This window comes from Paenibacillus sp. RC73 (assembly GCF_044908085.1).
In the GTDB taxonomy this organism is placed as follows: domain Bacteria; phylum Bacillota; class Bacilli; order Paenibacillales; family Paenibacillaceae; genus Paenibacillus; species Paenibacillus terrae_A.
In genome coordinates this window covers 470,846-492,557 of the sequence record NZ_JBIYCV010000003.1, presented here as the reverse complement: position 1 = coordinate 492,557, position 21,712 = coordinate 470,846, and the positions used below count along the sequence as shown (strand labels likewise).

The window sequence follows — 21,712 nt, the reverse complement described above, 5'->3', positions numbered from 1 at the left end:
ATTATGCTTCATAAATATTATGGCCTGCCAGTTGGCCCAAACCTTCTCTGTCACGAATTACAATATAGCCCCGTGCTCGTTCCACCAATCCATCTGCGCTCATCTTGCGAATCACACGGTTGAGATGCCTATAGCTAGTTCCGATTAAATTCGCCACATCTACGAGACTGGATGCCCGCAGTTCCTCATGAAAAGAAGCATCACCTTCGTCAAAAGAAACGGATAGCAGGTAACTGGCCAGCCTGACTTCCACAGGATACATTAAGTTAAAGCTGGAGAAGTCGGAATCCATGCAAAACTTCCGGGTAACGATATCCAGCAAAAATTGCAGCATTGGAGCGTAGTCTCTGCCATATTTATTCATCCACTGGTGGTGAATACCGATTACATATATAGGAGACACAGCCTCCACCGTGTTGATCACGTTGCTGCTGCGAATATATTCAACATCTCCTATGATCTCAATCGGTGTTTTAAAGCAAAGAACCAGTGTTTTACCTTCCGTTGAACTGGTATAAATCTTGACCTTGCCCTGTACCAATATGTACAGATGTTCAATGGAATCCCCTTGGGAGCACAGCTTTTCCCCTTGTTCCAAACGATGCAGCGACAAATGAGGCCGCAGTGGCTCATGTAGTATCGATTCTAACTGATGCAATTGTAAAAAATGCTTCAGTTGCTCTTGATCCTGAATTTCTTTCATGCTTGGGCTCACCTTCGTTTTCTACGTTCTGGGTTCCTTCTCCGAATAAAGTTCTATTTAGAGCTTCAAAATGATCACACCCGCAATCATCATGCCAATGCCTATAAATTGCGGGAGCTTCATCTTCTGCTTCACTACACCGAACCATCCGTTTATATCAACCAGGAAGGTCAGGCACAACTGGGCAATCAACAGCGCCGAGATCGTGAACGTAACCCCAATATGCTGAATAGCGGTGACTTCACTAAATATGATGATAGCTGCAAAAGCGCCACCTAAGAGATACATGGGCTTCACCTGCTTCATCTCTGCCAAGCTGCCATCTCGTGTAAACATCCAGACCAATGCCGCCAAAATAACACCCGTCAGTTGAGTAACCGTAGCCGCCTGCCATGTACCGATATCCTGACTAATCCGTGTATTCGCTACCCCTTGCAGCGTAATACAAGCGCCTCCCAAAAAAGCAAACAAAATTCCTCTCATGAATCGTTATTCTCCCTATCTAAGTGACTTTTCTATTTATTAAAGTATAGGTTAGTCTCACCATAAAGGACATATGTCCTGAAACAACTCCAACCATCCATACCTTTCCTTCCGATCATTACGCTTCAATCCTGTACACTTGCGTTAATAACTAGACAGTATCCCATCATAAACTGCAGGTTCCGGCACGATAAAATGGAATGCAGCATTCAATTGAGGAGTTGAACGCCATATGGCTAAACATAATTGGCTGCATCGAAAAAGCCGTACTATTAAAATCATTATCCTGTTACTCATCCTGTGGCTGATTGCCGTCATGATCTATCAGACCCATAAGCCATTGCCCCCCTTCGTCTCCTATGAAAGTCAGGAGTATTCAACCAACGAGGTGAACTTCTGGACGGATTTGACCTATCCCTCCAGGGATGGAAGTACCGCACAGCATGAAGGGCAAATTTTAAACCGTATGTTTGGGATCATTGATGAAGCCAAACAATTTATCGTCATCGATCTGTTTCTGTTCAACGATTATAAACATAAGGGCCAGCGCTTTCCCCAAGTCAGCGCACAGATGACCGAGCGTCTGATTGCCAAAAAGAAGGCTCGTCCCGATATGCCTATCTTTTTCATTACGGATGAAGTCAATACCAATTACAATTCATCTCCCAATCATTTGCTGGAGAATATGAAGCGAGCGGGAATTCAGGTCGTTCAGACTGATGTGGACCCGCTGCGGGATTCCACGCCGATCTATTCTGCCGTGTGGCGTACCTTTTTCCAATGGTTCGGACAGCAGGGCACGGGCTGGATTCCCAACCTGATGGCCAGTGACGGACCTGACGTTACGGCACGCTCCTATCTCAAGCTGTTGAACGTCAAGGCCAATCATCGTAAATTGGTTGCCAGCGAGCAGACAGCGCTCATTTCCACAGGCAACGTTCACGATGCGAGTGCATATCACTCCAATGTTGCGCTGGAGGTGAAGGGACCCATCATCGGGGACATTTTACAAACCGAGCAGGCGGTGCTGGACTTCTCTGGCGGAGGGCAGCTTCCTGCCTATACGCCACAAGCAGAAGCCTCTGCTCAATCGGGAAAAGACAGATACCGGATCCAATATCTAACCGAAGGCAAGGTATACACATCGGTTCTGGATGCCATCGGGCAAACAAAGAAAGGCGATAGCATTCATATGGGCATGTTTTATTTGGCAGACCGTAAAGTGTTGAACAGCCTTCTGGATGCCTCTGCACGCGGTGTGAACATCCAATTGTTGCTGGACCCGAATCAAAACGCGTTTGGACAGGAAAAAATCGGTATCCCCAATCGTCCGGTTGCCAAAGAACTGTCCGATAAATCGGGCGGAAAAATCCAAATCCGCTGGTATAATACGACCCATGAGCAATACCATACCAAGCTAATTTATATTGCCAAGGGACAGGGAGATCACATCATTTTGGGCGGCTCCACGAATTTGACACCACGTAATCTGGACGATCTGAATCTGGAGAATGAATTGCGGGTGGCCGCTCCAGCGGACAGTAAGCTGACCCGACAGATTGCGGCCTATTTTGATACATTGTGGAATAACCGGGGAGCTAAATACAGTCTGGATCTGGAAGCTTACGAGGATAATTCTACATTTTGGAAAGATATACTATATCGTTTACAAGATATGTTGGGCTTTACCACATTTTAAAATTGGGATGGCACTGTTGCGTGCTTGCTTGCTTTCTTCATTCAACCTATAGCAGCGGTGAAAGCAGCCGGGCGAGTGATTCCATCAAACGCTTGAACAGACGCTTCTTCATAAATTCCTCGCGGACGATCAGGCTGGCAGACTGCAAATCCCGCTCGTAATCCGCCACCATCTGCTGTACACTATGCGTTCGGATCAACAGAGCGTTCACTTCAAAATTCAGGTGGAAGCTACGCATGTCCATATTAGCCGTCCCGATGGTCGCAACCTCTCCGTCAATAATGAGAAGTTTGGAATGGAGGAAGCCTTTTTCATACTCATATACCTTGACCCCAACCTCCAGCAACGTTTGGAAATACGAATGGGACGCGAGGAACGGCAGCCACTTGTCCGGTTTCGCAGGAAACAGAATCCGCACGTCCAAACCGGACAGAGCCGCCATCCGCAGTGCGGTCAAAATATCTTCATCCGGGATAAAGTAAGGAGTGGCAATCCATACCGATTTGCGGGCGGATGTGATCATGGAGAAGAACAGATTTTTGAGCACTCTTCGCTCATTATCCGGGCCGCTGGCAATAATCTGCACGCCTCCGTCCGTAATTGGCTCGATTTTGGGGGACAGATATTCCTTATCCAGCACCGATTCACCCGTCATATGAAGCCAGTCCTGCAAAAATATAAGTTGCAGCGTCCGCACAGCCTCGCCCTTTACGACCATGTGCGTGTCACGCCAAAAGCCGTAGGCTTTGTTGCGGCTGAGGTACTCATCCCCTACATTCAGACCGCCGATCAATCCAATATTGCCGTCGATAACCACAATTTTACGGTGATTACGGTAGTTTACCCGGCTGGAAAAGAACAAGATCCGTGCGCCGCCATAAGCGACGACTTCTATCCCCGCATCCCGCATTTCCTTCAAGAAAGTCTTCGACAGCTGAATGCTGCCCACCGCATCGTACATAAACCGCACCTTGACGCCAGCTTTGGCCTTTTCGATCAAGATTTCCTGAATGCTGGTGCCGATATCATCCGACCGAAAAATGTAGTATTCCATGTGGATATGATGCTCTGCCTTGCGTAGTTCCGCCAATAGTGTGGAGAAGGTTTCATCTCCGTTGTTCAAGATTTGGGTTTCCGCCGCAAAATAAATCGGGGAACGGGCCAGCCTGCGTGCCAAACGCATCAACTGCTGCTGCTCATCTGTAAAGCAGGTCAGATCGCGTTTGACGTGCATGGCATCCTTCTCAATACGGTCGTAAGCCTGCTGGTCACGCAATGCCTTTTTGTTATACTTGCGGCGTTTGAACACATTTTGCCCAAACAAAAAATAAAGAGGAAGTCCAACCACTGGCAGCAAGGCCAGCAGCAAAATCCAGGACATCGTGGTGGAAGGATTACGATTCTCCGAAAAAATAATCAGACTGATGGAGATAACCGACAGGGTAGAAAAGATACTGATAACGGTTCCTTCATTTGTGCCGATGGAATTAAACAAGCCAAAATAATAAATACCAAAAACCATAGCCGCAATTAACACGGCCAGTAAGCTTCGCCTCATAATTTACCTCATTTCCAATGCACTGCATCCTCATCAAGCAGCAAGAAACAGACAATGTATATATGAACTGGATGATTCATCGTTAAAAAATAGACATCTTCATTATACTGTACATGAGAACCTTATTTCTTCCCACTTTTTTGTTAAGATTTATGAAGAAAAAAAGAATCCGTAGAAAAACTCAAAACAAAACCGGATAAAGCCGGGTTGACACTTACTTTTTTTCGTGCAAAAATAAACTAACGAACGTTAGGTAGGTGAGAATGATGGGAATGGAAGACATTCGAAAAGCCGCTCTTTTCCAATTTGCAGCCAATGGGTATGAGGGGGCATCCTTAAGCAATATTGCCGCTGAGGTAGGTATTCGAAAACCTTCTATATATGCGCATTTTCAAGGCAAGGAGGATCTGTTTCTACAGGTGGCGAGGTACGCTTTTCAAGAGCAGAATTTACGTATTTTTGAATACTTTTCGGAACGCAGAGATCAGCCGCTGGAGCATACGCTGCATGACTTCCTGTTTTGGATGGGACAGGAATATGAGAGCAACAACACAGCCAAGTTTATGCTTCGCTTTTCCTTCTTACCGCCTGTGTCTTTGTATTCCGAGGTTCTGGATATTGTTAATCCTTTTCTGGAAAATATGGAGCGAAAATTAACTCGCATCCTCCGGAATGCACGAGATAGGGAGCCCTTTGGACATATGGAGCCAGTGGATGTGGCTCTATCCTTCATAACACTGCTGGACGGAATCATGGTGGAACTGCTCTATAGTGGTAGCCTCAACTACCACCGAAGATTGAAAGCTGCATGGCCTATTTTTTGGCGCGGGATTACGTTAACCCCGCCTCATGAAGCGTGAAGAACAAGAACATAACGAGTGATTAATTTACAACTATTCTATATTTAAAGGGGAACGCTCATCATGAATCGCAGCTGGATTTATGTTTTTATAGGTGGCCTTATTGAGGTCGTATGGGTCTCGGGTCTGAAGCACGCAGATTCTGCACTCGCCTGGATTGCAACCGTGCTGGCTATAATAGCCAGCTTTTATTTGATCATAAAAGCGGCCAGCCGTTTGCCCGTAGGCACGGTATACGCTGTATTTACCGGACTAGGAACAGGCGGAACCGTTGTAGGTGAAATGCTGCTGTTCGGGGAACCGTTTCAATGGTCCAAAACGCTGTTGATCGCGCTTTTGCTGGCAGGTGTCGTAGGCCTGAAATTGGTTACTGACCGGGATGCTCAGGAAGGGAGTGGCGCATAATGGCTTGGATTGCATTGGTTATCGCGGGATGCTCGGAAGTGTTTGGAGTCATTGGCATGAAAGGAGTTACGGTTGGCAAGGGCTGGAAAGCACTCATGCTCATGGTTCTATCTTTTGTCATTAGCTTCTCGCTGCTCAGCTACGCCATGAAGAGTTTACCCATGGGAACTTCCTACGCGGTATGGACAGGCATCGGAACGGTCGGCAGCACGATTACGGGCATGTTCTTGTACGGTGAACAAAAAAGCGTATTGCGTGTCCTGTTCATCGCTATGATTCTTGCCGCAGCACTGGGTTTAAAGCTAATTTCTTAAAGGAGTGATACCTTGTGATTACCACCGTAACGCTTAACCCGGCTGTAGATAAAATCTACACGGTTGCAGGCTTCGGTCTGAATGCCGTCCACCGGATCGAGGGCGGCCTGACGGTGCCGGGCGGCAAAGGCGTCAATGCCGCCCGTGTCATTCGCACGCTGGGCGAGCCTGTGCGGGCGACCGGGTTTGCCGCCGGACACACTGGGCGGCTGCTCATCGACGGGTTGAGCTCGGAAGGCGTAAGCGCCGATTTCATCGAAACGGCGCACGGGGAAACCCGTCTCGCCATTACCGTGCTCGACCCGTCCACGCGCACGCAGACCGAGCTGATCGAAAGCGGCCCGACTATCGGGCCGTCTGAGCTGTCCGCGCTGCGGCGCAAAATCACGACCCTTGCCGCGGACTCGGCTTGGGTCGTGTTCTCGGGTAGCCTGCCTCGGGGCTGCCCGCCGGATCTGTACGCCGAGCTGTGCACGCTGGCGAAGGCGCGCGGTGCGCGAGTGGCGCTGGACGCGAGCGGCGAGGCCTTGCGCCTGGGGCTACGCGGCAGGCCCGACCTCGTGAAGCCTAACGAGGACGAGGCCGCCCGCTTCGCCGGCATCGACGCAGCGCGCCCGGGTGCCGCTGAAGCGGCGGCAGCGCAGCTGCTTGAGGCCGGAGCGCAGCTGGCCGTCATCTCGCTCGGCGCGCGCGGAGCGCTGGCGGTGACGCGTGATGCGCGCTACCGCGTGAGCCTGCCGGACGCGGACATTGTCAGCGCGCTCGGCAGCGGTGACGCCATGGTCGCCGGGCTGGTCACCGGCGCGGTGGCGGGGCTGGAGCTCCCGGCCATGCTACGGCGGGGAGCGGCCTGCGGCACGGCGGCGGCTTTGCACGCCATCGCCGGAAAGATCGAGCTCCAGGACGTGCAACGTCTGGAGCAGGGTATTACAGTGACGCTGTTGTAATCAGCGTCACTTTTTTTCATCCAATCCAAACATTCTTTTATTCGATATTCCGAATATTGGATGCTCTGAATGTCCTGTTCTCCAACTGCCTTACAACAAAACTCTGTTTTCCAGTATATTTTTCATACAAATATGCGACTTCGAAGGGCCTAATTTCACCAGTGAATCCTGAAACTCTGCAATTTCCTCTACCGACGCAGTTTGTAACTTGATGAGATAATTAAATTCCCCGCTGATGCGAAATAAATCGGTGACCTCCTTCACTTCTCTACAAAAATCAACCAGCTCTTGGCAATGCTCTGTCTTTAATAGAATAAAAGTGGTCGTTCCCCGATTCAGTTCACGTAAATTAAATACGGTGCTATAACCGGAAATAATCCCTCGATCCTCCAGCTTGATAATTCTTTCTTTAACGGACGGTTGAGACATCGAGATTTCTTTACTGATCTGGGAAATAGATATCCGGGCGTCATGCTGAAGCAACTGCATAATTTTGTAATCAATATCGTCTATGTGATGATGCATATCAAGCACCTCCTGCTTCGATCTTAAAAAGTAATGTTTTTTGTACGAATTAACTTTTATTTAATAACTAATATAGGCTAAAATCCTCACTTTTCATATATATGAACCTTATTATTATCCATATAATAAGGTGAACTTATTTATAAGGGGAGATTTTGAATGAGCGTGAAGGGTCTTGCACATGTGGCGATCCAAGCCCAGGATTATCAAGCAACCATTGCATTTTATACGGAGGTGTTGGGTTTTAAAAGAGGACATCATTGGAGTCTGCCGTCCTTTCAAATTCGGGAAGCTTCCATGCTCATTTCACCTGATCAAAGGACCTGTCTTGAAATTTTTGATAACGATGCAGTCATTCCCGCTCAAGGAAAAAAAGCTTCCTCGGAGGATGAAATTGCCCACGGTGCTTTGCTGCACTTCGCATTTTACGTGGATAATGTAAACGAAATATACCAAAAAGCCCTTGCTCATGGAGCAAGAACCTTTGTAGAACCGGATCAGCTCACGCTTGGTGAGCCCCCTCTGGTGGTAAAAAATGCTGTGATCTACAGCCCCAATGGCGAGGTCATCGAATTTATCGAGGATGTAGATTTTGATATGTCCTTGTCCAGCAAAAAATAGTCAGCATCGTTATAAGCTCATGATTTCAAATTTACTGAAAAGTCCGCTTCTCCAGGAAGTGGGCTTTTTCATATTTCACTTAACCCTGATCTATGACCAATCCGGAAGAATTAAAACGATTTTAATAATGGACCGATATATTGATAAGCTACCTTTTTCACCAACATGGATGGTCACGAAATTATATTTAATATTAAACTATGCAAAGGAGTAGATTATCATTTCAATTGATTTCAATGTATATTGGTTTCATTTTAGCTCTGAGCTGCTGATGCCGTTCTTCTGCTTGCTTGGACTAGTACTCATCTATTTTGGATTCAGGACCATCCGCCGCCATCGCTACCGCAAACGCCATTGGGTTCGTACCAAGGGGCAAATCGTGGATGCGCATATCGAGGTAGACGTTGATATCGTTCCCTTTGACCGTGATGATCCGGTAGATACCAGTTACACCCGCCGATTGAAGGTACGCTTCTACACCACTTCAGGTGAAGTCGTAGAATTCTGGAATCCTTATAGCACCAATCTGAGCTTCAACAGGGTTGGCAGAAAGATTAACGTATTATACAATCCAGCGAACCCTCGTGATGCCCTAATTGCAGGCGGTGTAAATGGTGCAGGCTGCCTTGCCTTTATGCTGTTTCTGATCGGTATTCCCTTCGCTTTGAGCGGGGTATTCGCGTTACTGAAGTTTTTCTTGTAACAAGGTTTGGATCACATACTGTTCATAAAATTTACCGCCATATAAATAGCCAAGCCTAAAATAATCAAGGCCGATATTTTATTGAGCATGATGCCGAATCTTCCTTCTGAATCCATACGTCCTACAAGACGTCCGGCCGTCGCCAAACCAATAAACCATATCCACGATACCGACACGGCGGCCAGTCCGAAAGCCCAGCGTTCCCCACCATCATATTGGAGGGAGCTGGTTCCAATCACGCCGACGGTATCCAGAATGGCATGAGGATTCAGTAAGGATACTGAAGCAGCAAAAATCATCTGCCGCTTCGGCGGGATAGGCTGGCTTTCTCCCGAGGAAGCCGCCTTCGATTTCCACAGGGTCCAGGCCATATAAAGCAGAAATAGACAGCCTGCTGCATAAAGCGCATTCGTAAGCCACAGAAAACGCTGCAAAATAAGGGAGACGCCCCCAACTGCGAGCCCAATCAGGACCGTGTCACAGACTCCCGCCGTAATAACGGCAGGCAGTGCATTGCGAAACCGCGACTGTGACGCCCCCTGATTAAACACAAATACATTTTGCACTCCCAAAGGCAAAATCAGCCCCAATGCCAATAAAACGGCATGGATAACAGCTTCTAGCATGTTATGTACTCCCCCAAAAATCATTACCTACCTTCTCTCTCATCTTTCGATATTTCCTTCCTGTCCTTGATGTGATTATCGCTCTGTATTTTCTGAGTTTTCTGCACATCCGGTAAATCTTGCATGTGCTCCAAACGATTTACTGTAAGCTGATAATCCTGAGGGTTGTTCATATTGAAGACGGCTTGCTGCCACATTTCTAAGCTCGCTCCCGGCCCATCATCCGCTGTCGCATAACGAACGTTCAGGAGATCCAGCCAGCCAATCAGACGAAGACGACCATTGCGCAGACAATGCTCGGCGGACGGCAGCACACTTCGATGATACATGCCCAGCAACGGATGTATACGCCCATCCACAGAAGTGATTACCGCTTGTAATGCTGATTCCGTTGCCCGGTTCAACAAGCCATTTCCACCCATCAGTGCTTGCTCCCCTTCCGCTTCTTGTTTCCTTTGGTCACTGGTTGTCTTTTGCACCGCTGCCCAGTCCGTTGTATGGGCAATCAAGGCACGTAGTACCTCTGGCTGCACGAAGGGCATATCACAGGCGACGACAATCCCCCACTCCGTGTTGGAAGCAGAAAGCCCCGCATGGATGCCGCTCAAAGGCCCCAAGCCAGGATACAGGTCTGTCGTCGTTTCCAGACCAAACCGTCTATACTGCTGCGTATCTCGGGCCACGACGATAACTCGTTGCGCTACTTGCCCTAGCACAGCAGATATTCTCTCCAGTACTGTAACTCCCCCAAGCTGGAGCATCGCTTTATCCTGTCCCATTCTGCTAGATCGTCCGCCTGCTACGATAATTCCAGTCACCTCCACCATCACCATTAAACCTCCTTTTCCCAGATAAATTCTATCATTAATTATGAATGATTACAGAATAGAGCCATCACTTCGAGGATTTCCTGTTATATAAGTGGATTTCAAAAAAAGGGACAGCTCTAATCATAGCATCCAGATAAAGAATAAAAAATGGCGATCCATCTGGATCGCCTGAAAATAGAAAGTACCTCTTTATCTCTTCATCTAGTTCATTGCTTTTTAATTCGTGAATTTAATGAGTTGCAAAAACCGTTTCAGTATGGAAGTCGCTTCCACCCGGGTCGCCTGCTGTTTAGGGGCAAGCAAGCCGGGGGAGACGCCTTTAATTAAGCCTTGCTCTGTAGCCTTCGCCATAGCCTCTTGAGCCCAAGGAGAAACAGCGGATGCATCGCTGTATATCTCTTTATATTTCTCACTAGCAGGGCCAGCATTCAGAATTTGGGCATAATGTGCTGCCTTTTCGGTAATAACCACGATCTCCTCACGGGTAATCAATTTTTCTGGTCCAAATGACCGATTCCCGTAACCACGGATCAGACCAGCTTCCATTGCAGCTCCCACACTACCAGCATACCAGGCGTTTTCTTTCACATCCGTAAAATGTTCCGTTAACGGCTTTTCCTGCATACCGAGCCCACGCACAAGCAATGCAACAAATTCAGCTCTTGTTACAGGTCGATCCGGATCAAAAATATCAGGCTGGACACCTTTGACAATCAGCTTGTTTGCCAGCATCTCCACATCTTTTTGCGCCCAATGATTCTCCAGATCCTTAAACTTTTTGTCTGCTGATACTACAGCATAAATACTGTTATGATTTGATTTGATGATTGCCTCTGTTTGGCCATTCACATTCCGAATCAACACGGGAACTGACGATAACGCGCCTGTTTTAGGATCGAACCATACGGCCGCTACGTGCTCAGGATCAACTTCATGATCCAGAATTAACTTCCGTTCCACGTAGTGCCCGAAAAATTCAGTGATCTCTTGATTTCCGGCCATAAGCTTGAAATCAACCGGGTTTACCACAACACCCGCTAAACCCGTGTCAGTAATAGCTTGTCTTACTTGTGCACCGTTTTCGCCTGTCAACGACGAAATTTCAACTGTCAGACTATCTTCTGGATATAATGCGACTAATTTGTCGATCAGTTCAGTAGAAAGAGTAAACTGGGCTGCTGCTGTTCGTATGCTAATCGGCAGATTTGTGTTTTCTTTCGCGTATTGTTGTAAAAAGGCGGAAGGTATACTCACTTTTGCTGCTTCACTATAGCCAGAAGCATCCACCACCAGTTCTTTCTGGTCAACATTTGTAACATTTAGAGCTTGACCCGCGTCTCCATCATTCAAACCGATAAGTTGAATAGTACTGCTCTTATCGGATGCTGTCTTAGCGTCTGCTATTACAACACCAGTCTTGTTCTCTGTTGGGGAAGCAGCAGACGAAGTATCCTGATCAGACGTTTCTTTATCCTTAGAACGATGTGGGCGCGTATCTAGGACGCGGAACGTCCAATCCTCCGGCGTATGCATCCCCACATACGGGTTCATCGCCAAATCCGTCAGCGCTCCTGAGGTAATTTCCAGATAGTAGGACTTTCCTTCCTCCAGTTCACCTGATAGCTCAATGTACGCTATATTTTCCTCGCCTTTTAGCATAAAATTCGAATTCCCGGCTCCGGTTATCCGCAGCTCTCGTACCACGGTTCCTCCCAAGGCTTCGTGCAACCTTACATACCCCTGGCCCCACTTCATCGGCTCATTAAACTCCATCATAAAGCCTGCAACTGGGCCCGATCCACTTAGCTCTGAACCTTCCGGTGATACTTTCCTTACCAGCTTCGGCGCTGTGACGTCTGCTGTCCGGAAGCTCCACGTGTTCTTGTCCCAAATTGCATTGTTTCCCTGGCCTGCACGGTCCACAAACATCCCCGAGCTAACCTCTACATAGTAGTCCGTACTATCCGTCAGCGGGTGATCCAGTTTCATCACCACACTTTGGCCACTGAAACGTATATCTCCCCCTGTAACCGTTCCTCCACTTACGTTTATTCTTCCCACTTCGCTCCCATCCTGCCGATGCATGACAAGACGGCCTGCGCCCAGTTGCATTTCTTCGCTAAAGGCTATTCCCAAATCCGGCGTGAGCGTATGTGCATATTCACGGGGATATGTATAGATAGAATATGGGCGCTCATCTCGTACGCGGAACGTCCAATCCTCCGGTGTATGCATCCCCACATACGGGTTCATCGCCAAATCCGTCAGCGCTCCTGAGGTAATTTCCAGATAGTAGGACTTTCCTTCCTCCAGTTCACCTGATAGCTCAATGTACGCTATATTTCCCTCGCCTTTTAGCATAAAATTCGAATTCCCAGCTCCGGTTATCCGCAGCTCTCGTACCACGGTTCCTCCCAAGGCTTCGTGCAGCCTTACATACCCCTGGCCCCACTTCATCGGCTCATTAAACTCCATCATAAAGCCTGCAACTGGGCTCGATCCACTTAGCTCTGAACCTTCCGGTGATACTTTCCTTACCAGCTTCGGCGCTGTGACGTCTGCTGTCCGGAAGCTCCACGTGTTCTTGTCCCAAATTGCATTGTTTCCCTGGCCTGCACGGTCTACAAACATCCCCGAGCTAACCTCTACATAGTAGTCCGTACTATCCGTCAGCGGGTGATCCAGTTTCATCACCACACTTTGGCCACTGAAACGTATATCTCCCCCTGTAACCGTTCCTCCGCTTACGTTTATTCTTCCCACTTCGCTCCCATCCTGCCGATGCATGACAAGACGGCCTGCGCCCAGTTGCATTTCTTCGCTAAAGGCTATTCCCAAATCCGGCGTGAGCGTATGTGCATATTCACGGGGATATGTATAGATAGAATATGGGCGCTCATCTCGTACGCGGAACGTCCAATCCTCCGGTGTATGCATCCCCACATACGGGTTCATCGCCAAATCCGTCAGCGCTCCCGAGGTGATTTCCAGATAATACGACTTTCCTTCCTCCAGTTCACCTGATAGCTCAATGTACGCTATATTTTCCTCGCCTTTTAGCATAAAATTCGAATTCCCGGCTCCGGTTATCCGCAGCTCTCGTACCACGGTTCCTCCCAAGGCTTCGTGCAGCCTTACATACCCCTGGCCCCACTTCATCGGCTCATTAAACTCCATCATAAAGCCTGCAACTGGGCTCGATCCACTTAGCTCTGAACCTTCCGGTGATACTTTCCTTACCAGCTTCGGCGCTGTGGCGTCTGCTGTCCGGAAGCTCCACGTGTTCTTGTCCCAAATTGCATTGTTTCCCTGGCCTGCACGGTCTACAAACATCCCCGAGCTAACCTCTACATAGTAGTCTGTACTATCCGTCAGCAGGTGATCCAGTTTCATCACCACACTTTGGCCACTGAAACGTATATCTCCCCCTGTAACCGTTCCTCCGCTTACGTTTATTCTTCCCACTTCGCTCCCATCCTGCCGATGCACCACCAGATGGCCTGCTCCCAGTTGCACCTCTTCACTGAATGCCATAAACAGATTTTCATAAAAAGAAACGCCGCTTGCCTGAGGTGAAAGCCATGTATAGTATGGGGGCTCGTCTATTTGCGCCTTCATATAGACCGATGAAACCACGCTGGATGAAGAAGCTTCTTGGACGAACCCGTCAGAAACGGATACATTCTCCGTCGCGTTGTTACTTACACTCTCTGATGCAAACGCCGCTGAAATATAAGGGTTTGCCAGGTTGAGTACCTGTGTTGTCAGTACACTTGCCTTAATCATTCGATTTACATGATTCTTATTTCTTTTTTTCTTGCTCATATACGTACTCCTTTTATTTGGGTGTGAATGGAACGGTGAAATTCATGGATCTCACTCTTAATTTCCATATAATCTTGCTGACATTTCCATATGAAATCCCCGAAGTACAGCAGAATTTGCTCCCCTCTGATCTGAGAATTCCTACTGCTCCGAATGGCGTCCATTTTACTGTACAAAAACTCATACCGCATACGCTGGCGAGGCAAAACATATATTTTGAAAAAACAATTGCCTATTAATGAGGCAAACAAGTTATCAAACTGCCCAAAGGACACGTTTAGCATATTAAACTGCTTCAGACTGAGCTTATGTTTGATATCGAGCAGAGCGTGGTGAATCTGTTCCATAATTGCTTGAAAGGCCTCTTCAGCCCGCTGAAGCTCTTCAATGCGTGACCTCAGATACAAGAGATCGTATTCCGAATTACTGCTGGTTTGCAGCCACGAATCCTCAATCGGACCTTTTAACCGCGTCTGGATTACCTCTTCCAAGTTCTGAAAAGATGTTCCCTTGATAGCAGCGCCTTCACATGTTGTGTTAATAAATTCAGTTCCCTTCGCTGTACTGATGTAAAATTCCATCTCTGTTTTCATTTTGATAAAAGAATGTCGTGTAACCACCTGCTGGCCATGAACGCCCTGTACACGCGGCAAATCCGCACTAGCTGGAACACCTTGGGCATGAGTAATCCCCTCAGCATAATATTGTTCATCACGATAAGCTAAATTTTGCCCCACCAGCACAATAGGGTCTGCTTTCATCCGGATCATACATTGGAGTGCAATGACCGCTACAGAAGGAGCATCGTTAATAATCGTCGGTTTATGTCCCTCCGGTGTGCGCAATATGTGCATGGAGAGCTCATCCTGAGAGATGATGACATGCATAAGACGACCTGGATAATCATCGAGTGTGTGTTTGCCGACCGTACTGCCGAAAATGAGTGGAATAGAATCAATTCCCTTGTCGATCACCTTTTGAATGACATTTACGTTGTATTCGTTCGGATCATAACTGAACGTGCCATGCGGGTATATGCCATGCTCCACCATCGTGTTCACTGCCGACCCTACCGTAAACAGGTACGCAAGATTATTCTCCCGAATGTAGCGCAGGTGCTCAATTTCGTCGTTAAGGGAAGGACCAGCTGATATTATTAAGGCTGGCTTGCCTGCAATATGCTCTGATCCCGTGTACAGAAAATCCGAACTATGTAAAATAAAGGGAATATTATGCATACTGTTTAGTGCCCACTTTTTCTCATAAACATGGTTGATAGCCATTTTCTCCTTCTTGCTGGACACCATCCTGTACAATATTTCATTAAACTTCTTCAGTTCCGCAGTAAATAAAGAGCGATACGGGAGCCACGGAACAACCAGCACTCCAGATACACGATCAATCAACCTGTGCAGTGTACCGAGCGTCTCCCCAGTAATTGCTCCTACCATAACTTCTTCGATCATCTCATCAGCCAGCCAGTCGTTTTCATTCAGGTGCTGCAAAAAAATATTCATCACACCAGTATCCGGCTCGACGATGGAGAAGCTGGTATTTGGGTGTCTACGCAAAAATTTGCGGATATGATACCCTAGTCCTACTCCAAAAAAAATCACGTGCGCTTGAGGTTTAACTTCTTTAAAATCGAAAACAAATAGCTCTGCTTCCCGCCCAGGCTGCTCAGGATCATGCAAATAATATGATCGCCCCTCACGAGTCAGTGCTATGTTGGGCTCGTTGGTTTTAGAAGCCAGCAACTCATATCCTTCTCCTGCCTGAAGCAGATGAAGCCGAGGAAAACGGCGGTACAAGGAATTGTCTCTACGATGCTGCGATGCCATTTTTCATTCCTTTCCATCCGATATCTCATAAAACCAACGATATAGGTCAGATAAACCCATATATTCCCTTATAAGGAATAGTATTCTAGTTTTATGTAATATCTGCGTCATTATATTTTAAATCAGAAAAAAATAATCCTAAATCACCCTGATTATGGATTAAGTATCGGCTATTCTTTGTATAAACTTTAGGTCTTAAGAACCTATTTTTAAATAAGGATTTTGTAACCAACCAAGTATCTGCTTGAACCAACAATATATAGACTCAAACGCTGCAGTTCATCTACATGTCGCCCCTTGGAGCACCAAAAATAAAAACCAACAAAATAACGCAATAGTCATTAAGTTTGCTTAAACTATTATCGAATTAGTATCCTCGAATAAATATTACATAATTGTTAATTTATTGGTTTGTTAACCCTTTCAACACATGATACATTGGATAGAGAACCTTCCCATAGATCGGCATCCTATGCTTTATTCTCTACCGGGCTAAGAAAGGAATGGCTTGCCTTGCAAAATAGAGAAATTCAAGAGACTCCTCTATACTCCTTAAAGCTGTACAATTTTTTTCTGTATGGAGCCATGGTCATTTTCTCCAGCTTCTTCCCGTTGTATCTTCAAGAGATCGGCATGGACAAGCTTGAGATCGGGAGCCTGATGGCGATTGGGCCTTTTGTATCGGTATTCGCGAATCCCTTCTGGGGATATACCAGTGACCGGAGTCGTAACCTTCGGCGTATTTTACTGTTTATGATTACAGGTACATTACTGCTGCTGCAAGCTTTATTTCATGTCCATACGTATGTCATGATTTATGTGTCGATGATCGGTTTTTATTTCTTCCAAAGTCCTTTGTTCGCCCAAAGTAACAGTCTCATTCTCAGCTACATTGAGGGCACGGACCGGAAATTCGGCTCCTTCCGCATATGGGGTTCCTTCGGCTGGGCTGTGACGGCGGCAGTAGCTGGCCTGATCATTGACCAAACGGGAATATCCAGTATATCCACCATCTTTACTGTGCTGCTTCTGGCTGCCCTGATCTGTACCCTGGCGATTCCACCACTGAAAAGCAGCGTTGAAACGGCAACCATTCATTTGCGTGGCTTTGGCAGCATTTTAATGAACGGATACTTTATATCTTTCATTTTGTTGGGTATCTTGGTATCCATTCCGAATTCGATCAACAGCGCCTTTATGTCCCTGTATATCACCGAGCTGGGCGGGTCCAAGCTGATGCTGGGTTTTGCTGTCTTTATGTCATCGATATTCGAAATTATTGTTTTTTTGCTGTTCGACCGCTTTTTGAAGAAAAAAATGACAGTAATGGTCGGCTGTCTGGCCCTTGTCAGTTTGCTGTTTGCTTTACGTTGGGAGCTCATGGCCTTGGCCACGGACCCGATTCAGATCGTATTCATTCAGGCACTTCATTGCGTCACCTTCGGTGGATATTTCTATGTAGGCACCCAGTTGACCGTCCTGTTCACACCGATAGCTTACCGCTCATCCGGGCAGGCCGTATATACGTTGACGTGGAGTGGGATATCTGGCATTGTAGCAGGCTTTGCAGGAGGCTGGCTGTTCCAGAATTTCGGTGGCGAAATGATGTACAATGCAGGTGTCTTCTTTGCCTTGCTCGGCTTTATAGGATTCGCCATCATGTGGTATATGCTGTACAAGAACGGTTACAAGCCCTGTCATGCCGAAGACCACAAACAAGCAGAAGAAGCCCCTTAACAACACCCGAGGAATATAACACCCTTTTCTTCTCTTGCTTGCCCCTTACAGACAGGGATGTCTAGTATCGCCAACTATCATTATATATGGAGCCCGTGAGCGTAAAGCAAAGGAGTCTGCCGATGGCAGACTCCTTTTTGACTTGGTCACACGAGGCTGCCATCCGTCCCATGCTTTCCAATAACCTATTGCTTGGGCAATTGGAAAGAGCTTTTCAGTGATACCACACGGTTGAACACAGGCTCACCCGGCTTGGAAAGCTTCGGATCGACACTAAAATAACCATGACGGAAAAATTGGAACTTGTCCTGCGATTGTGCTTCCTTCATATTCGGCTCGACAAAGCCGTGAGCAATTTCCAGAGAGTTTGGATTCAATTGGTCGAGGAAGGTTTTTTCCGTTCCATCCTCTTCAATCGCTTCCGGATCTTCTGCGTTAATCAAAGGCTCATACAGGCGGAATTCAGCAGGAACGGCCTGAGTAGCCTCCACCCAATGGATTGTGCCTTTGACTTTACGTCCGGTAAAGCCGGATCCGCTCTTGGTTTCTATATCGTAGGTACAATGGATTTCCGTTACATGACCATCCGCATCTTTAATGACATCGTTACATTTGATGAAATAAGCATGCTTGAGGCGTACTTCATTGCCTGGGAACAGGCGGAAGTATTTGCTCGGCGGATTCTCCATGAAATCCTCACGCTCGATATAAATCTCACGCGAAAACGGAATTTGGCGTATGCCCAGCTCCGGATTTTCCGTGTTGTTTTCCGCTTCCAGCATTTCAACCTGTCCTTCAGGATAGTTCGTAATGACCACCTTCAACGGATCAATGACCGCCATTGTACGAGGTGCCTGTAGCTTCAAGTCCTCACGTGCAAAATGCTCCAGCACTTGCAGGTCAATCACGCCATAGGCTTTGGAAATGCCCGTCTCATATACAAAGCTGCGGATCGCTTCCGGCGTATAGCCACGGCGGCGCAAGCCGGAAATCGTTGGCATACGCGGATCATCCCAGCCGTCTACATGCTTCTCATCTACCAGAAGCTTGAGCTTACGCTTGCTGGTTACGGTTTGAGCCAGGTTCAACCGTCCAAATTCGTATTGGTGCGGTACCTTTTCCATCTCGCATTCGGCTACAACCCAATCGTACAACGGACGCTGATCCTCAAACTCCAGCGAACAGAGCGAGTGCGTTACACCCTCGATGGCATCCTCTAGCGGATGAGCGTAGGAATACATCGGGTAAATGCACCATTTGTCACCCGTGTTGTGATGCTCGGTATGCGAAATACGGTAAATCACCGGATCACGTAAATTAATGTTTCCCGAAGCCATATCAATTTTGGCACGCAGCACCTTTTCACCGTTTTGGTATTTCCCTGCACGCATTTCTTCGAACAGCTTGAAATTTTCCTCCACACTACGTTCACGGTAAGGACTGTTTTGCCCCGGTTCGGTCAGTGTGCCACGAGTTTCGCGGATTTGATCCGCGCTTTGATCGTCCACGTAGGCTTTACCCTTCTGGATCAGCAAAACGGCGCGCTTGTACATTTCGTCAAAATAGTTGGAGGCAAAATGTTTCTCCTCCCATTCGTAACCCAGCCACTTCACGTCCTCCTGAATGGAGTTTACGTATTCCGTGTCTTCCTTCGCCGGATTCGTATCGTCAAAACGCAGGTTGGTGCGTCCTCCGAATTCATCTCCCAACGAGAAATTGATCCAGATGGCTTTGGCATGTCCAATGTGCAAATATCCGTTCGGCTCCGGTGGAAATCGTGTAACAACTTCCTTTACCTTACCGGTACGTAAATCCTCTTCAATGACACTCTTAATAAAATTGGGGGGAGTGATCGGCTTCTCCACGCTAATCAACCTTTCTTCCGTGTAATCTGTACAAAATCTGTTCCCTTAAATATACCCTTTCACACCGCATAACTCAATAAAATGAAAAACCTTATGCCCTCTTCAGCCCAAAAAGTAACAAGTTATGAAAAAGAGTTAACATTTCTGACAAATAAATTCGTTATAGTGTATATATCTTTTATTTTACCCGGAAAAGGAGAACCCACCCGTGTTTAAGCTACTCATCGTGATCCTGCTGTCTATGCTTTTGTCCTCTTCCAGTATAATTTCCGGTCATCCTTCACCGGATCCGGCACCTGAACCCATACAATCGCGTCCGTTAGCCGTCGCTCCTGAAGACTCATCCGTAAAATTGTATGTTGAGGAGCCGTCCCAGGGGCTATTCCGTACAGCCACGCTGAAAATCGGCCAGCAGCGTCGTACATTCGCATGGTCAGGCTCAGCAGATGTCGCCACCGCACCACAGTTGTACTATACGGATGTAAACGGCGATGGCGTTCACGAAGCTGTAGTCATCCTGACCCTCGCCTCAGGCACAGGTGTCGAATTGCAGGAGCTTCATATCGTCAACGCACAGACCATGGACGAATATCCGGTTGAATCGGCGGCAGATGCTGTGTCCCGGCGGGTTCACAGCAGTGTAGAATTGTGTGACCACAACCAGCAGGTGCATATTACAGTCACGATTGATGGCATCACACACACGCTCGACCCTAAAGCATCGGCGTTTTACGATGATCCAGCCCATTTTACAGACCGCCTCGATTTCAGCTCTGTCGTCATGTACGATGCCGAACAACGTCCTCTACGCGCCACCGTATCGGGCAGCGTATCCCCAACCGAATTTGTAGGGGATTTGGAGCTGAAGTATGTATATGAGCATGGACGGTTCCGGGTGGGACCTATTGAGTTTGCAGCTTCCTCTCCATTTTGACGACTCTCGCAGAATAAGGTAGCATGGGATTAAATGCTAGACTGGCTGGTTTAGCGATTTTCCGAGTGAAAGAGGGGATCAATCATGTTTACATACGCGTTGGACGAACGCACCGTCCTTCGTCCGCTCACCAAGGAGCATGTGCAGCCTCTGTTTGAGCTGATCGAAATGTCCCGTGACCGCCTGCGTCAGTGGCTTCCATGGGTGGATTCCACTACGGAAGTCAGCCACACAGAGCAGTTTGTGCAGAGCGCCTTAAAGCAAGCCGCAGAGAACGGCAGCGTGACCGCCGGAATCTGGCTGGATAATGAGTTGGCTGGCATCATCAGCTACCATGAAGTCAATTGGACTCACCGTTCGGTCAGCATTGGATACTGGCTTGGACACGGTTACGAAGGACAAGGTCTTATGACCAGCGCATGCCGCGTATTCATCGAGTATGCGCTGATAGAGCTGGACCTTCACCGGATCGAAATCCGTTGCGCCACCACCAACCGCCGCAGCCGGGGGATCCCGGAGCGTCTGGGCTTCGTGCTCGAAGGTATTATCCGCGAAGCGGAACTGCTGCCCGACGGCTATATGAACCATGCTGTGTACGGCATGCTCCAGAGCGAGTGGAAACAGCTTCGGTAACCTTGCACCATAAAACAGCGCCGCAACCCGTTTAGGGTCTGCGGCGCTGTTCCTTATGAACGGCTTATAGGATGCTATAAGAAGCTGATTGAGCTATAGAATCCATGTCTATTTTAAGAAATAGGCCATTAACACATCGTCCACGAATTGGCCCGCTATGTAAAACTCCTCATGCAAACGTCCTTCGATCGAGAATCCGCATTTTTCATAAAACATTAGGGCCTCCGTGTTGCACGAGAGTACCCGCAAGCTTAATTTGCGAATGCCCTCAGCGGCTGCAATATCCTTCATGGCGTTCATAAGCGCCATCCCAATACCGTTGCGGTGATAGGCTGGATGCACGGCTATATTTATTTCTAACACATGGCAATTACTAGCCAACAGCGTTGGAGAACGAAATCCGATATAACCGCAGAGCACTCCCTGTTCGATAGCGACCAGTTGAGAGCCCGGAGGCGTATTGCGCAAAAACTCCCCACGCGACTTCCATGACAGCGAGGCGGGGGCCGTTCGTTCATTCCATACCAATTCATCCAGCGCAATCAGATCAGGAGCATCCTTCATCTCCGAATGACGTATCGTCAGGGGTTGACTTGTAAGCAA

At 47.7% G+C, this 21,712-nt stretch carries 20 protein-coding genes; 10 read left to right on the top strand and 10 right to left on the bottom strand.

What is annotated here, in order from left to right; translation table 11 throughout:
• Position 1: 1 nt before the first annotated feature.
• Together ABH897_RS09110 and ABH897_RS09105 are read right to left on the bottom strand one after the other, a co-directional pair.
• Entirely contained in the window at positions 2–703 is a 702-nt protein-coding gene (locus tag ABH897_RS09110; RefSeq protein ID WP_283653603.1) for a Crp/Fnr family transcriptional regulator, read from the bottom strand.
• A gap of 57 nt (positions 704–760) precedes the next feature.
• Positions 761–1,186 carry a DMT family transporter gene (locus ABH897_RS09105; protein WP_283653604.1) on the bottom strand — a complete coding sequence of 142 codons (426 nt, stop codon included), beginning with the start codon at positions 1,184–1,186 and terminating at the stop codon, positions 761–763.
• A gap of 232 nt (positions 1,187–1,418) precedes the next feature.
• Here ABH897_RS09105 and ABH897_RS09100 point away from each other — a divergent pair, with 232 nt between their 5' ends.
• Positions 1,419–2,885, top strand: a complete 1,467-nt coding sequence (locus tag ABH897_RS09100; protein ID WP_283653605.1) for a phospholipase D family protein — start codon at positions 1,419–1,421, stop codon at positions 2,883–2,885.
• Positions 2,886–2,931: 46 nt separating this feature from the next.
• On the opposite strand, the gene cls is transcribed toward ABH897_RS09100, so the two are convergent.
• A complete protein-coding gene (gene cls, locus ABH897_RS09095) occupies positions 2,932–4,443 on the bottom strand; it encodes a cardiolipin synthase (protein WP_283653606.1) in 1,512 nt (503 codons plus the stop codon).
• Between the two features lie 266 nt (positions 4,444–4,709).
• Here cls and ABH897_RS09090 point away from each other — a divergent pair, with 266 nt between their 5' ends.
• The 4 genes from ABH897_RS09090 to ABH897_RS09075 all read left to right on the top strand — a co-directional run bounded on the left by ABH897_RS09090 (position 4,710) and on the right by ABH897_RS09075 (position 6,969).
• Positions 4,710–5,303: a TetR/AcrR family transcriptional regulator gene (locus ABH897_RS09090; protein WP_349362263.1), complete on the top strand. Its 594-nt coding sequence runs from the start codon at positions 4,710–4,712 to the stop codon at positions 5,301–5,303.
• 63 nt (positions 5,304–5,366) lie between these two features.
• A complete protein-coding gene (locus ABH897_RS09085; protein ID WP_283653608.1) occupies positions 5,367–5,708 on the top strand; it encodes a DMT family transporter in 342 nt (113 codons plus the stop codon).
• On the top strand, positions 5,708–6,022 hold the full coding sequence (locus ABH897_RS09080; protein WP_283653609.1) for a DMT family transporter: 315 nt from the start codon (positions 5,708–5,710) through the stop codon (positions 6,020–6,022). The genes ABH897_RS09085 and ABH897_RS09080 overlap by 1 nt, the downstream gene beginning before the upstream one ends.
• A gap of 14 nt (positions 6,023–6,036) precedes the next feature.
• Positions 6,037–6,969, top strand: coding sequence for a 1-phosphofructokinase family hexose kinase (locus tag ABH897_RS09075; RefSeq protein ID WP_404519412.1), 933 nt, complete (start codon positions 6,037–6,039; stop codon positions 6,967–6,969).
• A gap of 90 nt (positions 6,970–7,059) precedes the next feature.
• On the opposite strand, the gene ABH897_RS09070 is transcribed toward ABH897_RS09075, so the two are convergent.
• Positions 7,060–7,494, bottom strand: a complete 435-nt coding sequence (locus tag ABH897_RS09070) for an Lrp/AsnC family transcriptional regulator (protein ID WP_283653611.1) — start codon at positions 7,492–7,494, stop codon at positions 7,060–7,062.
• A gap of 159 nt (positions 7,495–7,653) precedes the next feature.
• On the opposite strand from ABH897_RS09070, the gene ABH897_RS09065 reads away from it, so the two are divergent.
• Complete coding sequence (locus tag ABH897_RS09065; protein ID WP_283653612.1) at positions 7,654–8,115, top strand: VOC family protein; 462 nt, start codon at positions 7,654–7,656, stop codon at positions 8,113–8,115.
• A 271-nt stretch (positions 8,116–8,386) separates the two neighbouring features.
• On the top strand, positions 8,387–8,818 hold the full coding sequence (locus ABH897_RS09060; protein ID WP_349361880.1) for a DUF3592 domain-containing protein: 432 nt from the start codon (positions 8,387–8,389) through the stop codon (positions 8,816–8,818).
• 11 nt (positions 8,819–8,829) lie between these two features.
• On the opposite strand, the gene ABH897_RS09055 is transcribed toward ABH897_RS09060, so the two are convergent.
• From ABH897_RS09055 to ABH897_RS09040, 4 genes are all read right to left on the bottom strand, one after another.
• On the bottom strand, positions 8,830–9,444 hold the full coding sequence (locus ABH897_RS09055) for a LysE/ArgO family amino acid transporter (RefSeq protein WP_404519410.1): 615 nt from the start codon (positions 9,442–9,444) through the stop codon (positions 8,830–8,832).
• Between the two features lie 23 nt (positions 9,445–9,467).
• Positions 9,468–10,271 (bottom strand): molybdenum cofactor guanylyltransferase, encoded by an 804-nt coding sequence (gene mobA, locus ABH897_RS09050; RefSeq protein ID WP_283653614.1) that lies wholly within the window; start codon positions 10,269–10,271, stop codon positions 9,468–9,470.
• Positions 10,272–10,490: 219 nt separating this feature from the next.
• Positions 10,491–14,099, bottom strand: a complete 3,609-nt coding sequence (locus tag ABH897_RS09045; protein ID WP_404519407.1) for an Ig-like domain-containing protein — start codon at positions 14,097–14,099, stop codon at positions 10,491–10,493.
• The gene (locus ABH897_RS09040; protein ID WP_404519406.1) at positions 14,096–15,940 is read right to left on the bottom strand and encodes a motility associated factor glycosyltransferase family protein; all 1,845 of its coding nucleotides are present in this window, start codon (positions 15,938–15,940) and stop codon (positions 14,096–14,098) included. Before ABH897_RS09040 ends, ABH897_RS09045 begins: the two co-directional genes overlap by 4 nt.
• Before the next feature lie 513 nt (positions 15,941–16,453).
• On the opposite strand from ABH897_RS09040, the gene ABH897_RS09035 reads away from it, so the two are divergent.
• Positions 16,454–17,677 (top strand): MFS transporter, encoded by a 1,224-nt coding sequence (locus tag ABH897_RS09035; RefSeq protein WP_283653617.1) that lies wholly within the window; start codon positions 16,454–16,456, stop codon positions 17,675–17,677.
• A 185-nt stretch (positions 17,678–17,862) separates the two neighbouring features.
• On the opposite strand, the gene ABH897_RS09030 is transcribed toward ABH897_RS09035, so the two are convergent.
• Complete coding sequence (locus tag ABH897_RS09030) at positions 17,863–19,542, bottom strand: glutamine--tRNA ligase/YqeY domain fusion protein (protein WP_283653618.1); 1,680 nt, start codon at positions 19,540–19,542, stop codon at positions 17,863–17,865.
• Between the two features lie 208 nt (positions 19,543–19,750).
• On the opposite strand from ABH897_RS09030, the gene ABH897_RS09025 reads away from it, so the two are divergent.
• Positions 19,751–20,476, top strand: a complete 726-nt coding sequence (locus ABH897_RS09025) for a copper amine oxidase (protein ID WP_283653619.1) — start codon at positions 19,751–19,753, stop codon at positions 20,474–20,476.
• Between the two features lie 84 nt (positions 20,477–20,560).
• Positions 20,561–21,109, top strand: coding sequence for a GNAT family N-acetyltransferase (locus ABH897_RS09020; protein WP_044646191.1), 549 nt, complete (start codon positions 20,561–20,563; stop codon positions 21,107–21,109).
• Positions 21,110–21,217: 108 nt separating this feature from the next.
• Here ABH897_RS09020 and ABH897_RS09015 read toward each other — a convergent pair whose 3' ends face one another.
• Positions 21,218–21,712 carry a GNAT family N-acetyltransferase gene (locus tag ABH897_RS09015; RefSeq protein WP_283653620.1) on the bottom strand — a complete coding sequence of 165 codons (495 nt, stop codon included), beginning with the start codon at positions 21,710–21,712 and terminating at the stop codon, positions 21,218–21,220.

Coding starts and splice junctions, on each gene's coding strand:
- ABH897_RS09105 (WP_283653604.1), bottom strand. CDS start 1,186: ATGAGAGGAATTTTGTTTGCTTTTTTGGGAGGCGCTTGTATTACGCTG.
- ABH897_RS09065 (WP_283653612.1), top strand. CDS start 7,654: ATGAGCGTGAAGGGTCTTGCACATGTGGCGATCCAAGCCCAGGATTAT.
- cls (WP_283653606.1), bottom strand. CDS start 4,443: ATGAGGCGAAGCTTACTGGCCGTGTTAATTGCGGCTATGGTTTTTGGT.
- ABH897_RS09080 (WP_283653609.1), top strand. CDS start 5,708: ATGGCTTGGATTGCATTGGTTATCGCGGGATGCTCGGAAGTGTTTGGA.
- ABH897_RS09055 (WP_404519410.1), bottom strand. CDS start 9,444: ATGCTAGAAGCTGTTATCCATGCCGTTTTATTGGCATTGGGGCTGATT.
- mobA (WP_283653614.1), bottom strand. CDS start 10,271: ATGGTGGAGGTGACTGGAATTATCGTAGCAGGCGGACGATCTAGCAGA.
- ABH897_RS09060 (WP_349361880.1), top strand. CDS start 8,387: ATGCCGTTCTTCTGCTTGCTTGGACTAGTACTCATCTATTTTGGATTC.
- ABH897_RS09070 (WP_283653611.1), bottom strand. CDS start 7,494: ATGCATCATCACATAGACGATATTGATTACAAAATTATGCAGTTGCTT.
- ABH897_RS09085 (WP_283653608.1), top strand. CDS start 5,367: ATGAATCGCAGCTGGATTTATGTTTTTATAGGTGGCCTTATTGAGGTC.
- ABH897_RS09100 (WP_283653605.1), top strand. CDS start 1,419: ATGGCTAAACATAATTGGCTGCATCGAAAAAGCCGTACTATTAAAATC.
- ABH897_RS09110 (WP_283653603.1), bottom strand. CDS start 703: ATGAAAGAAATTCAGGATCAAGAGCAACTGAAGCATTTTTTACAATTG.
- ABH897_RS09090 (WP_349362263.1), top strand. CDS start 4,710: ATGGGAATGGAAGACATTCGAAAAGCCGCTCTTTTCCAATTTGCAGCC.
- ABH897_RS09040 (WP_404519406.1), bottom strand. CDS start 15,940: ATGGCATCGCAGCATCGTAGAGACAATTCCTTGTACCGCCGTTTTCCT.
- ABH897_RS09020 (WP_044646191.1), top strand. CDS start 20,561: ATGTTTACATACGCGTTGGACGAACGCACCGTCCTTCGTCCGCTCACC.
- ABH897_RS09045 (WP_404519407.1), bottom strand. CDS start 14,099: ATGAGCAAGAAAAAAAGAAATAAGAATCATGTAAATCGAATGATTAAG.